The sequence below is a fragment of the Rhodoferax koreense genome (assembly GCF_001955695.1).
In the GTDB taxonomy this organism is placed as follows: Bacteria; Pseudomonadota; Gammaproteobacteria; order Burkholderiales; family Burkholderiaceae_C; genus Rhodoferax_B; species Rhodoferax_B koreensis.
The window spans coordinates 5,708,913-5,725,665 of sequence record NZ_CP019236.1 but is presented as its reverse complement, the minus strand read 5'-3'; the positions used below and the strand labels follow the sequence as shown (position 1 = coordinate 5,725,665).

At 62.0% G+C, this 16,753-nt stretch carries 17 protein-coding genes; 13 read left to right on the top strand and 4 right to left on the bottom strand.

All coding sequences use genetic code 11. The annotated features are described in order from the left end of the window. Positions 1 to 2 precede the first annotated feature (2 nt). Together RD110_RS26430 and RD110_RS26425 are read left to right on the top strand one after the other, a co-directional pair. Positions 3 to 776 carry a biotin--[acetyl-CoA-carboxylase] ligase gene (locus RD110_RS26430; RefSeq protein ID WP_076203933.1) on the top strand — a complete coding sequence of 258 codons (774 nt, stop codon included), beginning with the start codon at positions 3 to 5 and terminating at the stop codon, positions 774 to 776. Next, complete coding sequence (locus RD110_RS26425; RefSeq protein ID WP_157900333.1) at positions 773 to 1,033, top strand: hypothetical protein; 261 nt, start codon at positions 773 to 775, stop codon at positions 1,031 to 1,033. The genes RD110_RS26430 and RD110_RS26425 overlap by 4 nt, the downstream gene beginning before the upstream one ends. Here RD110_RS26425 and RD110_RS26420 read toward each other — a convergent pair. The 3 genes from RD110_RS26420 to RD110_RS26410 all read right to left on the bottom strand — a co-directional run bounded on the left by RD110_RS26420 (position 1,017) and on the right by RD110_RS26410 (position 3,708). After that, positions 1,017 to 2,456 (bottom strand): sensor histidine kinase, encoded by a 1,440-nt coding sequence (locus RD110_RS26420; protein ID WP_076203928.1) that lies wholly within the window; start codon positions 2,454 to 2,456, stop codon positions 1,017 to 1,019. The genes RD110_RS26425 and RD110_RS26420 overlap by 17 nt on opposite strands. Positions 2,457 to 2,466: 10 nt before the next feature. After that, positions 2,467 to 3,132, bottom strand: a complete 666-nt coding sequence (locus tag RD110_RS26415) for a response regulator (protein ID WP_076203925.1) — start codon at positions 3,130 to 3,132, stop codon at positions 2,467 to 2,469. A gap of 90 nt (positions 3,133 to 3,222) precedes the next feature. Further along, positions 3,223 to 3,708 (bottom strand): MarR family winged helix-turn-helix transcriptional regulator, encoded by a 486-nt coding sequence (locus RD110_RS26410; protein WP_076203923.1) that lies wholly within the window; start codon positions 3,706 to 3,708, stop codon positions 3,223 to 3,225. A gap of 140 nt (positions 3,709 to 3,848) precedes the next feature. On the opposite strand from RD110_RS26410, the gene recA reads away from it, so the two are divergent. After that, positions 3,849 to 4,946 (top strand): recombinase RecA, encoded by a 1,098-nt coding sequence (gene recA / locus RD110_RS26405; protein WP_076203920.1) that lies wholly within the window; start codon positions 3,849 to 3,851, stop codon positions 4,944 to 4,946. A gap of 25 nt (positions 4,947 to 4,971) precedes the next feature. After that, a complete protein-coding gene (gene recX / locus RD110_RS26400) occupies positions 4,972 to 5,427 on the top strand; it encodes a recombination regulator RecX (protein WP_076203917.1) in 456 nt (151 codons plus the stop codon). A gap of 8 nt (positions 5,428 to 5,435) precedes the next feature. Here recX and argC read toward each other — a convergent pair whose 3' ends face one another. Next, on the bottom strand, positions 5,436 to 6,347 hold the full coding sequence (gene argC, locus RD110_RS26395) for an N-acetyl-gamma-glutamyl-phosphate reductase (protein ID WP_076203915.1): 912 nt from the start codon (positions 6,345 to 6,347) through the stop codon (positions 5,436 to 5,438). A 160-nt stretch (positions 6,348 to 6,507) separates the two neighbouring features. On the opposite strand from argC, the gene sucC reads away from it, so the two are divergent. The 9 genes from sucC to RD110_RS26350 all read left to right on the top strand — a co-directional run bounded on the left by sucC (position 6,508) and on the right by RD110_RS26350 (position 16,729). Next, complete coding sequence (gene sucC / locus RD110_RS26390; protein WP_076203912.1) at positions 6,508 to 7,671, top strand: ADP-forming succinate--CoA ligase subunit beta; 1,164 nt, start codon at positions 6,508 to 6,510, stop codon at positions 7,669 to 7,671. Between the two features lie 9 nt (positions 7,672 to 7,680). Continuing rightward, the gene (gene sucD, locus RD110_RS26385) at positions 7,681 to 8,574 is read left to right on the top strand and encodes a succinate--CoA ligase subunit alpha (protein ID WP_076203909.1); all 894 of its coding nucleotides are present in this window, start codon (positions 7,681 to 7,683) and stop codon (positions 8,572 to 8,574) included. Positions 8,575 to 8,663: 89 nt separating this feature from the next. After that, a complete protein-coding gene (locus RD110_RS26380; protein ID WP_076203906.1) occupies positions 8,664 to 9,359 on the top strand; it encodes a TerC family protein in 696 nt (231 codons plus the stop codon). A 275-nt stretch (positions 9,360 to 9,634) separates the two neighbouring features. After that, positions 9,635 to 10,420 (top strand): Stp1/IreP family PP2C-type Ser/Thr phosphatase, encoded by a 786-nt coding sequence (locus RD110_RS26375; protein WP_076205754.1) that lies wholly within the window; start codon positions 9,635 to 9,637, stop codon positions 10,418 to 10,420. Positions 10,421 to 10,462: 42 nt separating this feature from the next. Further along, positions 10,463 to 11,161 (top strand): FHA domain-containing protein, encoded by a 699-nt coding sequence (locus RD110_RS26370; RefSeq protein ID WP_076203902.1) that lies wholly within the window; start codon positions 10,463 to 10,465, stop codon positions 11,159 to 11,161. Positions 11,162 to 11,230: 69 nt separating this feature from the next. Further along, positions 11,231 to 13,483, top strand: coding sequence for a CHASE2 domain-containing protein (locus RD110_RS26365; protein ID WP_338053078.1), 2,253 nt, complete (start codon positions 11,231 to 11,233; stop codon positions 13,481 to 13,483). 9 nt (positions 13,484 to 13,492) lie between these two features. Next, complete coding sequence (locus RD110_RS26360) at positions 13,493 to 14,284, top strand: 3',5'-cyclic-nucleotide phosphodiesterase (protein WP_076203900.1); 792 nt, start codon at positions 13,493 to 13,495, stop codon at positions 14,282 to 14,284. Positions 14,285 to 14,443: 159 nt separating this feature from the next. After that, complete coding sequence (locus RD110_RS26355; protein WP_076203897.1) at positions 14,444 to 14,884, top strand: pilin; 441 nt, start codon at positions 14,444 to 14,446, stop codon at positions 14,882 to 14,884. A 165-nt stretch (positions 14,885 to 15,049) separates the two neighbouring features. Next, a complete protein-coding gene (locus tag RD110_RS26350) occupies positions 15,050 to 16,729 on the top strand; it encodes a PglL family O-oligosaccharyltransferase (RefSeq protein ID WP_076203894.1) in 1,680 nt (559 codons plus the stop codon). The last annotated feature ends 24 nt before the right edge of the window (positions 16,730 to 16,753 follow it).

Below are 16,753 nucleotides of genomic sequence, written 5' to 3'. Positions count from 1 at the left end.
AGATGAGCGTGATCAAATGGCCCGCCGAGGCGATCTGGGAAGCCGTGGCGCCGCTGCTGCCCGGCTTCACGGTGGAAGTGCTGCCCGAGATCGATTCCACCAGCAGCGAACTCATGCGCCGCCTGCGCGCCGGGCAGCCGGAGCCCACGCTGCTCGTCGCCGAGCGCCAGACCGCGGGCCGCGGCCGCCTGGGGCGCGACTGGAAAAGCGCCGTCGGCGACTCGCTGACCTTTTCACTGAGCCTGCCGTTGGCACCGGCCGACTGGTCCGGCCTGTCGCTGGCGGTCGGCGTGAGCGTGGCCGAGAGCCTGCATCCCGACCTGCAGCTCAAGTGGCCCAACGACGTGTGGTTGGAGGGCCGCAAGCTCGGCGGCATCCTCATCGAAACCGCGGGTCCGGGCTCGACCGGGCGTCATGTGGTGATCGGCATCGGCATCAACATCGCCGTGCCGTCCGCGGATGCGGCGCAGGGCCTGTCCACCCCGCCGGCCGGCCTGCGCGAACGGCTGCCCGGCATCGACGCCGCCACCACCCTGCTGCAACTGGCCGAGCCGCTGGTGCGTAACGTGTTGCTGTTCGAACAGCACGGCTTCGCGGCGTTCCAGACGCGTTTCGCCCGCCACGACCTGTTGCTGAACCGGCCGCTGCGGCTGAGCAACGGTGTGGAGGGCATCGGCCGCGGCGTGGACGCCGGTGGCGCTCTGCAGGTGATGACTTCCGAAGGCCTGCAAGCGATCACCAGCGCCGAGGTCAGCGTGCGGCCGGCGGGCGATTGAAGATGCTGCGCCTGGCCGTCCTGTTGCTGCTGCTGGCCAACGGCCTGTATTTCGCCTGGGCGCACAATCTGCTCGCCGGCTGGGGGCCGACGCCGGCCACCGAACCGCAGCGGCTGCAGCAGCAGGTCAAACCCGAACTGCTGCAATTGCTGCCGCGCGCGAACCCGGCTTCCGCGCCCGCGAGTTCGGCGCCTGCGGCGGACGCGGGCGGCCTGCAGCACGTGGCGCACCGCGGCGCGGTTACCCGCGCGAGCTGAAGCGCACCGTGAAACGCACGCCGGGCGGCACCAGGCCCGGCCGGGCTTCTTCGAGGGTGATGCTGGCGTGGTGCTGGCGCGCGATCTCCTGCACGATGGGCAGCCCCAGGCCAGAGCCGTCGGCGTCGGTGCCGAGGGCGCGGTAGAACGGCTGGAACACCAACTCGCGTTCCGCTTCCGGGATGCCCGGGCCGGAGTCCTCCACCTGCAGCAACAGCACCTTGCCGAAGGGATCGGCCAGCACCCGTGCCGTCACCACACCGGGCCGCTCCGTGCTCGACGGCGTGTAGTTGATGGCGTTGTCCACCAGGTTGCGGATCATCTCCTTCAACAGCGTCGGATTGCCTTCGAGCAGCACACCTGGCGCGCCGGGGCTGGCGCCGTCGTAGCCCAGGTCCACGCTTTTCTCGAGCGCGCGCGGCACCGAGTCGCGGACCACTTCCATGGTCAGGCGCGCCAGATCGCAGCTCTGCAGGCTCAGGCTCACACCGCTGTTCTCGGCGCGCGCCAGCGCCAGCAGCTGGTTCACCGTGTGCGTGGCGCGGATGCTGGAGCGGCCAATCTGCTGCAGCGAGAGTTTGAGATCGTGCGCGTTGGCGCCCTCGCGCTGCGCCAGGTCGGCCTGCATGCGCAAGCCGGCCAGCGGTGTCTTGAGCTGGTGGGCGGCGTCTGCCAGGAAGCGCTTTTGCGTGGCGATGGAATCCTTGAGCCGGTTCAGCAGGTCATTCACGGAGGACACCAGCGGCGCCACTTCGAGCGGCACGGCTTTTTCGTCGAGCGGGCTCAGGTCGTCGGGCGTGCGCGCGCGAATCCGCTCCTCAAGCTGGGAGAGCGGCTTGATGCCGCGTGCCAGCGCCAGCCACACCAGCAGCACGGCGAGCGGCAGGATCACGAACTGCGGCAGCATCACGCCCTTGATGATTTCCGCGGCCAGCACCGAGCGTTTCTCGCGCGTCTCGGCCACCTGCACCAACGCGGTCTGCGTGCCTGCGAGGTCGAGCCGCACCCAGATGTAGGCCACACGCACGTCCAGCCCGCGGAACTCGTCGTCGCGCAGCTGCACCACGCCGTCGATCGGCTTCTCGTCCTCGGCCGGCTTGGGAAAGTCGCGCTCGCCGCTCAGGAACTCGCCTTTGCCGCCCAGCACCTGGTAGTAGACCTGGTCGGAATCGTCGGCGCGCAGGATTTCGCGTGCGGGCTGCGGCAGGTTGAACTGGGCGCGCTGGTTATGCGGCACCACCACCAGCTGGGCCAGTGCCTGCACGTTGTATTCGAGCGCGCGGTCGAAAGGTTTGCCGGCAATGCTCTGCGCAACGAGCCAGGTCAGCGCCAGGCTGACCGGCCACAGCAGCAAGAGCGGCGTGAGCATCCAGTCGAGAATCTCTCCAAAAAGCGACCGTTGCTCGCGCTGGAAAATTTTCATGCAGGCGGCGTTATATCTTCTCTAAGCAGTAGCCCAGGCCGCGCACCGTGGCGATGCGGATCGGGCCCTTCTCGATCTTCTTGCGCAGCCGGTGGATATAGACCTCGATGGCGTTGTTGCTGACCTCTTCGCCCCATTCGCACAGGCGTTCGACGAGCTGGTCCTTGCTGACCAGGCGGCCGGCGCGCTGCAGCAGCACTTCGAGCAGGCCGAGTTCGCGCGCCGAGAGCTCGACCATCTTGCCGTCGATGGTGGCCACGCGGCCGGCCTGGTCGTAGCTCAGCGGGCCGTGTTTGATGCTGCTGCTGCCACCCGTGCCGCGCCGGGTAAGCGCACGCACGCGGGCTTCGAGTTCCTGCAACGAAAACGGCTTGGCCATGTAGTCGTCGGCGCCGTAGTCCAGGCCTTTCACGCGTTCTTCCACGCTGTCGGCGGCGGTGAGGATCAGCACCGGCAGGGTGGAGCTTCGCCCGCGCAGCTTCTTCAGCACCTCCAGGCCGTGCATCTTGGGCAGGCCGAGGTCGAGGATCAGCAGATCGAACTCGCTGTTGGTCATGAGCGCGGCGTCGGCCTCGGTGCCGCTGGACACGTGGTCCACCGCCGCGCCCGAAGCCCGCAGCGCCCGCAGCAGGCCGTCGGCCAGGACCTGGTCATCTTCGGCAATGAGGATTCGCATGCTTGTCTCCTTGATTTTTTATCCGGCACAGTGTGCGCCTGAAATTCTAGGTCGCCTACCTTCGATCGGCTTGACAAGTCTCAACCGGGCTCAACTGGCATAGGCTTCCAGACCCAAGGCCACGACGGTGGCCACTTCCGGGCCCACCGCACCGCGGAACTCGTCCTCGGCCTGCGCCACGGCGTCCCTGAAAGCCTGCAGCCAGGCCAGGCCGGTGGTCGTGAACCGCACCACGCGCGCGCGCGCGTCCAGCGGATCCGGTTCACGCGTGACCAGTCCCCAGGCCATGCACTGGTCCACCAGGTCGCCCATCGCCTGTTTGCTCATGCCGGCGCTGGCGGCGAGCTCGGTGAGCCGTGCGCCTTGCGGTGGAAGATGGCGGGTGATGTGCACATGGGCGGCGCTGACCTGGGCGCGCGCGGCCAGGTTGCTCAAGGCCAGCGGCACCTCGATGTTGCGCGCCATCAGCGCCAGCACCCGGGCGTCGAAGCGGCGCAGCGCATCGCCCATGAGGCGGCCCAGATGGGTATCGCGCCAGGGGTTTTCCGGAACGTTTTCACGCAAAGCGGAGGACATGGCAAATAATAAGGCAAACTGACCAAATAAAGCCATTGTGAAATACAACAGCTGGCTTAAACTACTGTTCAAGCATCCAGGCTGTGCTCAATCACAGTTCATGAGATGTGCCAACTCATTGATTTTCAAAAGGAATTCTCATGGACGCACCCGTCAAGAACCTGACCGCCGGCAACCCCGAAAAAGCCAAGGCCCTGCAAGCCGCGCTCGCGCAAATCGAAAAGCAGTTCGGCAAGGGCACGATCATGCGGCTTGGCGAGGGTGAGGTCATCGAGGACATCCAGGTGGTGTCCACGGGTTCGCTCGGCCTGGACATCGCGCTCGGCGTCGGCGGCCTGCCGCGCGGCCGGGTGATCGAGATCTACGGCCCGGAATCCAGCGGCAAGACCACACTCACGCTGCAGGTCATCGCCGAGATGCAGAAGCTCGGCGGCACCTGTGCCTTCGTCGATGCCGAACACGCCCTCGACACGCAGTACGCGCAGAACCTCGGTGTCAACCTGCAGGATCTGCTGATCAGCCAGCCCGACACCGGCGAGCAAGCGCTGGAAATCGTCGATTCGCTGACGCGATCTGGCGCGGTCGACCTGATCGTGGTCGACTCGGTGGCCGCGCTCACGCCCAAGGCCGAACTGGAAGGCGAAATGGGCGACAGCCTGCCCGGTCTGCAAGCGCGTCTGATGAGCCAGGCGCTGCGCAAACTCACCGCGCACATCAAGAAGGCCAATTGCATGGTCATCTTCATCAACCAGATCCGCATGAAGATCGGCGTGATGTTCGGCTCCCCCGAAACCACCACCGGCGGCAATGCGCTGAAGTTCTACGCCTCGGTGCGCCTGGACATCCGCCGCACCGGCACCATCAAGAAGGGCGACGATTCCATCGGCAACGAAACCAAGGTCAAGGTGGTGAAGAACAAGGTGGCGCCGCCGTTCAAGATGGCCGAATTCGACATCCTGTTCGGTGAAGGCATCAGCCGCCACGGTGAGATCATCGACATGGGCGTCGAGGCCAAGATCATCGACAAGTCGGGTGCCTGGTACGCCTACAACGGCGAAAAGATCGGCCAGGGCCGCGACAACGCACGTGAATTCCTGCGGGAGAACCACGATCTTTCGCATGAGATCGAGAACAAGGTGCGCGAATCGCTGGGCATCCCGCTGCTGCCCGCGCTCGAGGGCAGTGCGCCCGAGGCCAAGGCCAAGGGCAAGAAGGACAAGGACGCGGAACTGGCGTAGGCCTCACGCACACCAGGATTCGCCGATGGCCTTCGATCCGCGCCAGCCTTCGCTCAAGGGCCGCGCCCTGCGCTACCTTGCCGGCCGCGAGCATTCGCGCGCCGAGCTGGAACGCAAGCTTGTGAAATTCGAGGAAGAGCCGGGTGAGTTGCAGCGTGTGCTCGACGAACTGCAGGCCAAGGATTTCATCAGCGAAGCGCGCGTGGTCGAGTCGGTCCTGCACCAGCGCGCACCGCGCATGGGTGCGGCACGGGTGCGTCAGGAACTGCAGCACAAAGGCGTTGCGCCGGAGGTTATTTCCGAAGCGGTGGACAGCCTGCGGGACACCGAGTTCGCACGTGCCAGCGAGGTCTGGCGGCGGCGCTTTGGCGCATTGCCGCAAGACCCGAAAGAGCATGCCAGGCAGGCACGTTTTCTGATGGCGCGGGGTTTTTCCGGTGCGGTGGTCGGCAAGCTGCTGCGTGCACCGCAGGATGATTGAGCGGCGCCTTACAGGCCCAGCATCAGCTTGAGGTTTTGCACCGCCGCGCCGCTCGCGCCCTTGCCCAGGTTGTCCAGCCGCGCGATCAGCACGGCGTGACGAAACTCCTCGTTGGCGAAGACGCGCAACTCCATCTTGTTGGTGTCGTTCAGCGCCAGTGCGTCGAGCTTGCCGGTGTCCGTTGGCGGCTCCACCGTGACCCATTCGCTGCCTTCGTAATGCTGAACCAGGGCTTCATGCAGGTCGGCCGCGGTCGGCTGGCCGGGCAACAGGTCCAGGTGCAGCGGCAACTGGACCAGCATGCCCTGCTTGAAATTGCCGACCGACGGCACGAAGATGGGCCGACGCGTGAGGCCGGTGTACTTCATGATCTCGGGCAGGTGCTTGTGCTTCAGGCCCAGGGCATAGACCTCGAACAGCGGCGCCTCGTTGCGTTCGTAGGCCTCGATCATGCCGCGCCCCCCGCCTGAATAGCCGCTCACCGACGGCAGTGCCAGCGGCGCGTCCTTGTCGAGCAGGCCGGCGTCCACCAGCGGCCGGATCAGCGCGATCGCGCCGGTGGCGTAGCAGCCCGGGTTGCCGACACGTTCCGCGCGAGCCACGGCCTGCTTCTGCCCTGGCACCAGTTCGGGAAAGCCGAAGACCCAGCCGGGCGCCGTGCGGTGCGCCGTGGAGGCGTCGATGATCTTGGGCTTCTTGCCGGGCAGCGAGTCGATCATGGCCACGGATTCGATGGCCGCATCGTCGTGCAGGCACAGGATCACGAGGTCGACTTCACCCATCAACGCACGTTTGGCGGCCGGGTCCTTGCGCAGTTCGGGCGCAATGCTGACCAGCTCGATCTGCGGCATCAGCTGCAGGCGCTCGCGGATTTGCAGGCCGGTGGTACCGGCTTCACCGTCGATAAAAACTTTGGGCATATCGGATTCCAGCCAGTTTCGGGTAAATCAGTATGGTCAGCCTGCGTCAGGTCTGGTTCAGGTTCACCATGATACATTCACGGGTTGACACCCGAGCGCCCGCCGCGGAGCGTCCAACATTTCCCGCGGGCGAAGATCATCCATTCCTGAGAGAGTCCTCATGAAGATTCACGAATACCAAGGCAAGGAAATCTTGCGCAATTTTGGGGTGCCGGTGCCACGCGGCATTCCGGCCTTCACCGTGCAAGAGGCGGTGGAAGCCGCCCAGAAACTCGGCGGCCCGGTGTGGGTGGTCAAGGCGCAGATCCATGCCGGTGGTCGTGGCAAGGGCGGCGGTGTCAAGGTCGCCAAGACCATCGATGACGTCAAGAAGCTGGCCGGTGAGATCCTCGGCATGCAGCTCAAGACGCACCAGACCGGCCCCGAAGGCCAGAAGGTCCGCCGCCTCTACATCGAGGACGGCGCCGACATCAAGAACGAACTGTATGTCTCGCTGGTCACCGACCGCGCTACGCAGAAGGTGGCCTTCATCGCTTCGAGCGAAGGCGGCATGGACATCGAGGAAGTGGCGCACGCCACGCCCGAGAAGATCATCACCGAGTACATCGACCCGCTGACCGGCATCACCGCCGAGCAATCGAAGAAAATCGCCGCGGCCATCGGCCTGACGGGCGCTTCCGTGGACCAGGCCGTGGACCTGTTCGCCAAGCTCTACAAGTGCTACATGGACACCGACGCGTCGCTGGTGGAAATCAACCCGCTGAACTGCGATTCCAAGGGCAAGCTGACCGCCCTGGACGCCAAGTTCAACTTCGACGCCAACGCCCTCTTCCGTCATCCCGAGATCGTCGCCTACCGCGACCTGGACGAGGAAGACCCGGCCGAAGTCGAAGCATCCAAGTTCGACCTGGCCTACATCAGCCTGGACGGCAACATCGGCTGCCTGGTGAACGGCGCCGGCCTGGCCATGGCCACCATGGACACCATCAAGCTGTTCGGCGCCGAGCCGGCCAACTTCCTGGACGTGGGCGGCGGTGCCACCCCCGAGAAAGTGACCGAAGCCTTCAAGATCATGCTCAAGAACGACAAGGTCAAGGCGATCCTGGTCAACATCTTCGGCGGCATCATGAAGTGCGACACCATCGCCACCGGCGTGATCACCGCTTGCAAGGCTGTGAACCTGTCCGTGCCACTGGTCGTGCGCATGAAGGGCACCAACGAAGAACTGGGCAAGAAGATGCTGGCCGAGTCCGGTCTGCCGATCATCAGCGCCGACAGCATGGCTGAAGCGGCTCAAAAAGTGGTTGCCGCTGTCAAAGGCTAAGGAAAAAACATGTCGATCTTTATCAACAAAGACACCAAAGTCATCACCCAAGGCATCACCGGCAAGACCGGCCAGTTCCACACGGAAAAGTGCCAGGAATACGCGAACGGCAAAAACGCCTTCGTCGCGGGCGTGAACCCCAAGAAGGCCGGCGAGTCGATCTTCAACATCCCGATTTACGCCTCCGTGAAGGAAGCGGCCTCGGAAACCGGCGCCACCGTGTCGGTGATCTATGTGCCGCCCGCGGGCGCTGCTGCGGCCATCTGGGAAGCTGTGGAAGCCGATCTGGATTTGGCGATCTGCATTACCGAAGGCATTCCGGTCAAGGACATGCTCGAAGTGCGCAACAAGATGAAGGCCAAGGAAGCAGCCGGCGGCAAGAAGACGCTGCTGCTCGGTCCGAACTGCCCCGGCCTGATCACGCCCGACGAAATCAAGATCGGCATCATGCCCGGTCACATCCACCGCAAGGGCCGCATCGGCGTGGTTTCGCGCTCCGGCACGCTGACCTATGAAGCCGTGGCCCAGCTCACCGAAATCGGCCTGGGCCAGTCCAGCGCCGTCGGCATCGGTGGCGACCCGATCAACGGCCTGAAGCACATCGACGTGATGAAGGCTTTCAACGACGATCCGGACACCGACGCCGTCATCATGATCGGTGAAATCGGCGGCCCGGACGAAGCTGAAGCCGCGCGCTGGTGCAAGCTCAACATGAAGAAGCCGATCGTCGGTTTCATCGCCGGCGTGACAGCACCTCCCGGCAAGCGCATGGGCCATGCCGGTGCGCTGATCTCCGGCGGTGCCGACACGGCGGACGCCAAGCTGGCGGTGATGGAAGAGTGTGGCTTCACCGTCACGCGCAATCCGTCCGAAATGGCCAAGCTGCTCAAGGGCCTGCTGTAAGCATCCTGTCTCCGCGTATACGCATTTCTACGGTCTTGGGCCGCGGTTTGGCCCGTTAGACTTTTGGATCGTATTACGCAGGAGACAGCATGTTCGGACTCGATTTCACTTCGCCCATCTTCTGGAGCGCCTTCGGCTCCATCGTATTGGCGAACATCGTGCTCTCTGGCGACAATGCGGTCGTGATCGCCATGGCGGCCCGCACACTGCGGCCCGACCAGCAGAAGAAGGCCATCGTCTGGGGTAGCGCGGCAGCCATCGTCATGCGGATCGTGCTGACGGTGCTGGCGATTCGCCTGTTGACCCTTCCGTTTCTCAAGATCGTCGGCGCGTTGCTGCTGGTCTACATCGGCGTCGATCTGCTCAACGGTGACGAAGATGGGGGCGACGACGATGGCAAGCAAATCAACGGCATGTTCGCCGCAGTGCGCACCATCCTGATCGCCGACTTGGTGATGAGCCTGGACAACGTGCTGGCGGTCGCGGCGGCTGCCAAGGGCGACGTGCCATTGCTGGTGTTGGGCCTGCTGGTCAGCATTCCGCTGATCGTGTTCGGCGCGACACTGCTCACCAAGGTGATGGAACGGTTTCCGATCATCATTACCATCGGTGCGGCACTGCTCGGTTTCCTGGCCGGCGAAATGCTGCTGACCGATCCTGCGGTCACGGCGCAGTTCGGGGTGGTCCATGAACACATTGTGTCCATTGCCGGTGTAATCGGTGCCATCCTGGTCGTCGCACTGGGTACCTGGATGAAGAAGCGGCGCGAGGCGGCCCACGCCTGACCCTGCAAGGTTGGCGCCATATAGCGTTATCTCATTCCCTCCAAATGGCCCCAGACGGGGCCATTTTTTCGCGCTCGATGTAACAAATCATGACCGAAGTGAGCCTTAGTACCTTGTTGCGAAAAGGTCGCTCTGTTACGGTCATGGCTCGCGGTTCAGCGGGTACATGCAGTGCACGTGGCCGATCGACAAACCACGCTGCGCGCCTGTGGCGACGAGGCAAAGCCCATCAAGAAACAACTGTGTTCGTTGACATCGAAGAAGCCCCTGCCAACATGATCTATGAGTTCTGCACGCAAACCGACACCGGCTTGCTGCGCGAAAACAACGAAGACGCCGCGCTCGCGGACGAGGCCAATGCCATCGCCGTGCTGGCCGATGGCATGGGAGGTTACAACGCAGGTGAGGTCGCCAGCGACATGGCCACCAAGATCATCTCAGCAGAGTTGGGCCGCTGGTTGTCCGACGTCGGCAGGCAGGCCAACGTCAAGGAAGTCCGCAAGGCGATGGACATCTGTGTCCACAACGCCAATCTGGCGGTGTATACAGCGGCCGCTGAACACGCTCAATATGCCGGCATGGGAACGACGCTGGTGGCCGGCGTATTTTTAGAGTCGCGGATGGTGCTCGGCCATATCGGCGACTCGCGCTGTTACCGCAGCCGAAACAGGCAGTTCGTGCAACTGACCAAGGATCACTCCCTGCTGCAAGAGCAGCTCGACGCCGGCCTGATCAGCCCGGAACAGGCCGCCATCTCCTCGAACCGGAACCTGGTGACCCGCGCGCTCGGCATCGACGAATTCGTGCAGCTGGAGATCCATGACCACGCGGTAGAACCGGGTGACCTCTATCTGATGTGCTCGGATGGCCTGTCCGACATGGTCGACGACGACTTCATCGCCAAAGTGATGGAAACCGACGCCACCCTTGAACAAAAAGCCAAGCAATTGATCGGAAGTGCGAATGCCTGCGGCGGGCGCGATAATATTACGGTCTTGCTGGTGCAAGCGAATGCGGGCTCTAAAAAGCGCGGGCTGATGGCCAGGCTGATTGGAAGTTGATTTACCAAACACGAAGCCAATGAACAGACACAGGAGCCGAACATGCCGAAACTGATCGTATCGATCGACGGCGTCGTGATCAAGGAGGTGCAGTTGACCAAAGACCGCACGACCCTGGGCCGCAGGCCCTACAACGACGTGGTCATCGATAACCTGGCGGTCAGCGGCGAGCATGCGGTGGTGTCGATGGTCGGCCACGAGGTTCAACTCGAAGACCTGAACAGCACCAACGGCTCTTACATCAACGGCAAGGCCGCGCGCAAGCAGATGCTGCAGCACAACGACTTGCTTGAAATCGGCAAATACAAGATCAGGTTCATCAACGAGCTCGCCGACAACGGCAGTGACCAAAGCGTCAACGCCGGCTTGTCCATTCCGGGTGCGCTTTTGCCCACGCCGCCCGCTACGCCAGCCTACGGTCGTCGTTCCTCCGACCATTCGGCGCCCATTCCTTTGGCCAGCCTAGAGGCCGAGCCACAGAACAACGCGGCCATCAAGGTGATTTCCGGTGCGGCGGCCGGCCGCGAAGTGACGCTCACCAAGGTCGTGACCACCATCGGCAAACCTGGTATCGCTGTGGCCGCCATCACGCGCCGCCCCCATGGCTACGTGGTCGTGCACGTCGAGGGAGCGCAACAGCCCACGCTCAATGGGTCGGCCATCGGTGCCACGCCCGTTTCTCTCAAAAACGGCGATGTGCTGCAACTGGCCGGCACCGAAATGCAGTTCCTCCAGCCCTGACGGGGCATCGCTGCATCATCCGTCGCTGCCTCGTCGACAGGGCTTTGAGATTTCCATGACGGAGCGGGCGTGAGGGCCTTCATTCGGCCTTTTCTACGCCAGCATGGCGTGCGTATCGTGGTGACCATGGTTCCCGTGGTGTGCGCGTTGCTGTACGCGGTGGGAGCTGTGCGTATGGGAGTGCTGCAGCGTCTGGACGACATCATCTACGACGCGCGGCTACGCGCGACGATGCACAGTAGCCTCGACGAGCGCATCGTGATTGTCGATTTCGACGAAAAGAGTCAGGCGGAATTCGGTTGGCCGTGGAGCCGAAAAAAGCTCGCCGAGCTCACCAATGAGCTTTTCGAGCGCCAGAAGGTGGCCATCGCCGGCTTCGACATCGTTTTTCTCGAGCCCGACGAGAGTTCCGGCCTTGCGCGACTGCAGCAACTGGCGACAACGGAATTGCGCGATGAACCAAGCTTCGTCGCCAAGGTCGGCCGCCTCAAGTCTGCGCTCGACCATGACGCTGTCTTCGCCCGTGCGCTCCAGGACCGGCCGGTGGTGCTCGGCTACTACTTCACCAGTGACCGCGACGGCCACACCGGGGGCGTGCTTCCCGCGCCTGTGATGCAAGCCGCGGCGTTGCCAGCGGGGTTTGCCGGTTTCACTCGCTGGAACGGTTTCGGCGCCAATATTCCCGAGATCGCCGCCGCGGCACCCGTGGCCGGGTTTTTCAATGCCATCGCCGACCCGGACGGTGTGACCCGCTCCGTGCCGCTGATTGCCGACTACCGCGGCCGTCACTACGAAGCGCTTTCGCTGGCCATGTTCCGGATGCTGGCGGGTGGACCCCTGGTCTCTGCCGGGTTTTCGGCGGATCGCGGCGCCTTCAGTGGGATCGACAGCATTCAGCTCAAGAAAGACGGGAAGTCCCTGCACATCCCAATCGACGAGCGCGGTGCCGCCCTGCTGCCGTTTCGCGGCGCTGGCGGCGCACGCGGCGGCGCCTACCGGTACATTTCGGCCGCCGACGTGCTGCATCGGCGTCTGCCCCCGGCCAGCCTGACCGGGAAGATCGTGCTGATCGGCACCACGGCGCCCGGCTTGTTGGACCTGCGCGTCACGCCGGTTGGTGAAACCTATCCGGGCGTCGAGATGCATGCAAACCTGCTCACGGGCATGCTGGACAACCGGATTGCCGTGCGCCCGAGTTATGCCGCTGGCTACGAAGTGCTCGTGCTGTGCATCACCGGCCTCGCATTGGCGCTGTTGCTGCCGCAGCTCGGCGCATTGCACGCGGTGCTGTTCAGCATCGGCATCGGTGCCGCGGTCGTCGGGCTGAATTTTGGGCTTTACCTGGCGCATGGCTTGGTTCTGCCTCTGGCTTCGGTGCTTTTGATGACTGCCACCGCCTTTGCGCTGAACATGAGTTATGGCTATTTCGTCGAGAGCCGTGCCAAGCGCAAACTGGCCAGCCTGTTCGGCTCGTACGTACCCCCCGAACTCGTCGACGAAATGCTGCAGGAGCCGCAAAGCTACAGCATGAAGGCTGTCAACAAGGAGTTGACCGTCATGTTCTGCGACATGCGCGGCTTCACGCAGATCGCCGAACAAATGGGGCCGGGCCAACTCCAGTCGCTCTTGAATGGCGTCTTCACCCGATTGACGGCTCGCATTCGTGAGCAGCGTGGCACCATCGACAAGTACATGGGTGACTGCATCATGGCGTTCTGGGGGGCGCCGGTCGAAATGGCCAACCATGCCAATCTGGCCGTGCATACCGCGTTGGCATTGATCGATGAAGTGCGTCTCTGGGGCGCCGAGCGTCGCACGGCCGGGCTCCCCGAAATCGGCATCGGCATCGGCATCAATACCGGCACCATGTGTGTCGGCGACATGGGCTCGGAGATCCGGCGCAGCTACACCGTCATCGGCGATGCGGTCAATCTCGGCGCAAGGCTCGAAGGATTGACCAGCTTTTACGGCGTCGACCTCGTGGTGGGTGAAACCACGCGGCGCCAGGCCGACGAATTCATCTGGCAGGAGCTTGACAAGGTGCGGGTAAAAGGAAAAGGTCAGGCCGTCACGATCTTCTGGCCGATCGCTTCCGCGGCGCAATTCACAGCCCGCCAGGCTGCTGAACTCACTCAGTGGAATGCATTCCTCAAGGCATACCGGCGTCAGGACTGGGATGTTTGCAACGAAATGCTACGTAATTTACAAGCCTTCCATGCGACAAAATACCTTTACCAAATGTATGCCGACCGTGTAGCCTCTATGCGCATGTTGCCTCTCGATTCTGCCTGGGACGGGGCGACCAGTTTTGAAACCAAATAAAGGACGCCCATGAAAGTGCGCGTGTTGGGGTGTTCCGGCGCCATCGCCAAGGATTGCCGCACCACCTCGTTCCTGCTGGACGCCGACATGCTGATCGACGCAGGCACCGGGGTGGGGGATCTCACGCTGGAAGAAATGCGCGACATCGACCACGTCTTTCTTACCCATTCCCACCTCGACCACGTCGCCGCACTCCCGCTGATGGTGGACGCCATCGCCGCGCAGCGCCAGACCCCCCTGCAGATCTATGCCCTCGCCGGCACGATCGCCGCGCTCAAGCAACACATCTTCAACAACGTGATCTGGCCGGATTTCAGCGTCATTCCCACGCCCGCCGCGCCCTTCATTCGTTTCAATGAAATCGCGTGCGGGGAGATCCTTGACATCAACGGCAAAAGCGTTGAAGCCTTGCCGGCGGTGCACACCGTGCCGGCGCTCGGCTACGCCGTCTCGGGCGGCGGCCCGTGCTGGGTCTTCACCGGCGACACCGAACGCAACGCGGCGTTCTGGAGCCGCTTCAACCAGCTCGATGTGGCCATGCTCGTGATCGAAACCGCCTTCAGCAACCGCGAAAAAGAGCTTGCCCACCGCAGCTTGCATCTTTCACCCGGCGTCCTGGCCGACGAACTCGAGGGCATCGCCGACGGCAAATCCTTCCCGATCTACATCACGCACACCAAGCCGTCGGAAACCGAACTCATCATGGCCGAGATCGCTGAATTCGATGTGACGCGGCCCGCAGAACTCCTGGCCACGCGTGACATTCGGTGGCTGAATGCCGGGCAGATTTTTATCGTGTGAGCGACTGAGGCTGACAAAATTGTCAGAACTTGGCAAAAAAGGCACTTTGCAGCGACGCACCTTGTTGAAAACGCAGTCAGCGGAGCCGTTTGGTGCAGATTGCGGGCTGGCACGACAAGTGCTGTTAGTTATGTATCAATTTCCAACCAAGGAGCTTTCATGAAGCGTTCTCTGCAACAAGGTTTCACCCTCATCGAGTTGATGATCGTCGTGGCGATCATCGGTATTTTGGCTGCCGTGGCTTTGCCGGCTTATCAGGATTACACGGTGCGGGCGAAGGTGTCTGAAGTGATTCTGGCCGCTTCATCGGCAAAAACTTCGCTGTCCGAATACGCTCAGGTCAATGGTCAAATGCCCTCCGACACAAGCTCCGTTGACACGCAATCATCTGCTTTCGTGACCAGCGTCACGTATGCTCGGACCAATGCATCTGTCGGCGTGGTTACGGTCACGGCTTCGGCAAAAGAACCAAAGATCAGTGGCAAAACGTTGACCCTGACGGGGACATTGGGGAGCACGGGCCAAGTCTCTTGGGTGTGTGGACCAGGCGCGACTTCTGGTATCGACGTGAAGTATCTACCTGCAAGCTGCAAACCCTGATTTTTTGTAGTTTGAGAAAAGGCCCTTATGGGCCTTTTTTTATTCCCCTGCGTTTGTATTTTTAACTGATCAACGATGCGGTCATTCAGGATTAACGCGCCAGGGCCAGACGTCAAGTCGATCCATGGCCTACGAGCACGCGGATCGCTGTCGCCCACGCCTCCGATGTCGAGTTTCTGGCTCACTGTATGGGCCACGACGCTTTCCTGCTCCTGGCTCCTGCCGAATCACTACCTGCCGTGGACAGCATTCCACACGGATGCGTGGAGCGGCCTTGCATTCCTTGGGGCCGCAATAGTCGTTTTGCTGCGGTTCAAGAAGCCTGTGGAATGGCATCTAAGTGCTGTTGTTGTGGCTGTGGCTTGTTTCATCCCTGCAATTCAGCACCTCGCAGGGTTGGTATTGTTTGCGGGCCAGGCCTGGATCGTTTCGCTCTATCTGCTTGGCTTGCTAGGTGCGCTGCTGCTCGGGCAGCGTTGGGAACAGGCTCAAGCCGGCCAGTTGGCCGATGGATTGCTCCTTGCCATCGGACTCGCATCCATCGTTTCGGTCACCTTACAGCTCCAGACCTGGCTCGGTTTGATCGATACCGGGATTTTCGATATCTGGACGATGGGTTTGAGCGGCGCCAGGCCTTATGCCAATCTTGGCCAGCCCAATCAGTTGGCTACGCTTCTGCTTTGGGGTCTGCTCGGCGGTGCATGGGCGGTTCATACACGACGCATTGGCGCCATCGCTTTTCTGTCATTTGCCATGTTTCTATTAATGGGCATTGCGTTGACGCAATCTCGTACCGCCTGGATCGGCCTGAGCTTTCTGGTGGCCTGTACTTGGTACTGGAGGCACCTTTGGCGCAGCAGGCGTCTGCCATGGATCGCTACCGGACTGTTTATTTGCTTCTGGACCATCAACCCCTTGTTGCACATGCTTCAAGAGTTTTTAGGTTTTGAAACTTCAGGCGAGTATTTTCGGCAAGGGCCCCAAGGCGACCTCAGGTTTGCCGCTTGGGAATTATTTTCCAGAGCAGTGACCGAGCATCCTTGGCTAGGCTACGGCTGGACGACTGTCGGGCGGGCGCAATTGAGCCTGGCTGAGGCGTTCCCTCCGCTTTATCCGACATTTGGACATTCCCACAATCTATTTTTGGATTTTGCACTGTGGCTAGGTTTGCCGCTTGGCCTTCTTTTTTCTGCTTCACTGATTTGGTGGTCTGTGCGTACCTTCCTCAAGGTTTCAGACGCAGGAAGCGCGATTCTGGTGATGTGTCTGGGTGCAGTCGGTATTCACGCGATGCTCGAATTTCCGTTGAATTACGCCTATTTCCTGCTCCCGGCCGGTGCAATGGCTGGCATTTTGAACCAGCGTGGGGGCGGGCGTGTGTGGGAAACGCCGCGCTGGAGCTTTTTGGCCATATTGACAATCGCAGCCTTGCTTCTCGCCGTGGTCATTCGCGACTATTTTCGAGTTGAATCCAGTTACCGTGAAGCCAGGTTTGAAAACGCTCGTATTGGCACCTTGCCAATCGGCCAACCACCCGATGTGATCGTGCTCGATCAACTGAGTGAAAACATCAATTTCATGCGGTACGACGTTAAAGAGGGGATGTCAACCTCTCAGCTTGATGCATTGGTCAAGGTCGCCACGGCTTATCCGGGGGGCGGCCGCTCTTACAAAGTTGCAAAAGCGCTGGCGTTGAATGGCCGCGCCTCAGACGCATCCAGATGGCTGCGGACCGTGTGCAAAATTTCGGACCCAGCGGAGTGCGCGGTGATCCAACAGGTGTGGGCACGGGATGCCGCCAACAATCCTTTGATCGCCGCCGTACCTTGGCCGACCTCTAAATAGACGATTCCGCCCTTTCGATGTCCA

Bases quoted from the DNA above. Each gene is read 5' to 3' on its own strand.
- RD110_RS26430 (WP_076203933.1), top strand. From the start codon at position 3: ATGAGCGTGATCAAATGGCCCGCCGAGGCGATCTGGGAAGCCGTGGCG.
- RD110_RS26420 (WP_076203928.1), bottom strand. From the start codon at position 2,456: ATGAAAATTTTCCAGCGCGAGCAACGGTCGCTTTTTGGAGAGATTCTC.
- RD110_RS26415 (WP_076203925.1), bottom strand. From the start codon at position 3,132: ATGCGAATCCTCATTGCCGAAGATGACCAGGTCCTGGCCGACGGCCTG.
- RD110_RS26410 (WP_076203923.1), bottom strand. From the start codon at position 3,708: ATGTCCTCCGCTTTGCGTGAAAACGTTCCGGAAAACCCCTGGCGCGAT.
- recA (WP_076203920.1), top strand. From the start codon at position 3,849: ATGGACGCACCCGTCAAGAACCTGACCGCCGGCAACCCCGAAAAAGCC.
- recX (WP_076203917.1), top strand. From the start codon at position 4,972: ATGGCCTTCGATCCGCGCCAGCCTTCGCTCAAGGGCCGCGCCCTGCGC.
- argC (WP_076203915.1), bottom strand. From the start codon at position 6,347: ATGCCCAAAGTTTTTATCGACGGTGAAGCCGGTACCACCGGCCTGCAA.
- sucC (WP_076203912.1), top strand. From the start codon at position 6,508: ATGAAGATTCACGAATACCAAGGCAAGGAAATCTTGCGCAATTTTGGG.
- sucD (WP_076203909.1), top strand. From the start codon at position 7,681: ATGTCGATCTTTATCAACAAAGACACCAAAGTCATCACCCAAGGCATC.
- RD110_RS26380 (WP_076203906.1), top strand. From the start codon at position 8,664: ATGTTCGGACTCGATTTCACTTCGCCCATCTTCTGGAGCGCCTTCGGC.
- RD110_RS26375 (WP_076205754.1), top strand. From the start codon at position 9,635: ATGATCTATGAGTTCTGCACGCAAACCGACACCGGCTTGCTGCGCGAA.
- RD110_RS26370 (WP_076203902.1), top strand. From the start codon at position 10,463: ATGCCGAAACTGATCGTATCGATCGACGGCGTCGTGATCAAGGAGGTG.
- RD110_RS26360 (WP_076203900.1), top strand. From the start codon at position 13,493: ATGAAAGTGCGCGTGTTGGGGTGTTCCGGCGCCATCGCCAAGGATTGC.
- RD110_RS26355 (WP_076203897.1), top strand. From the start codon at position 14,444: ATGAAGCGTTCTCTGCAACAAGGTTTCACCCTCATCGAGTTGATGATC.
- RD110_RS26350 (WP_076203894.1), top strand. From the start codon at position 15,050: ATGTCGAGTTTCTGGCTCACTGTATGGGCCACGACGCTTTCCTGCTCC.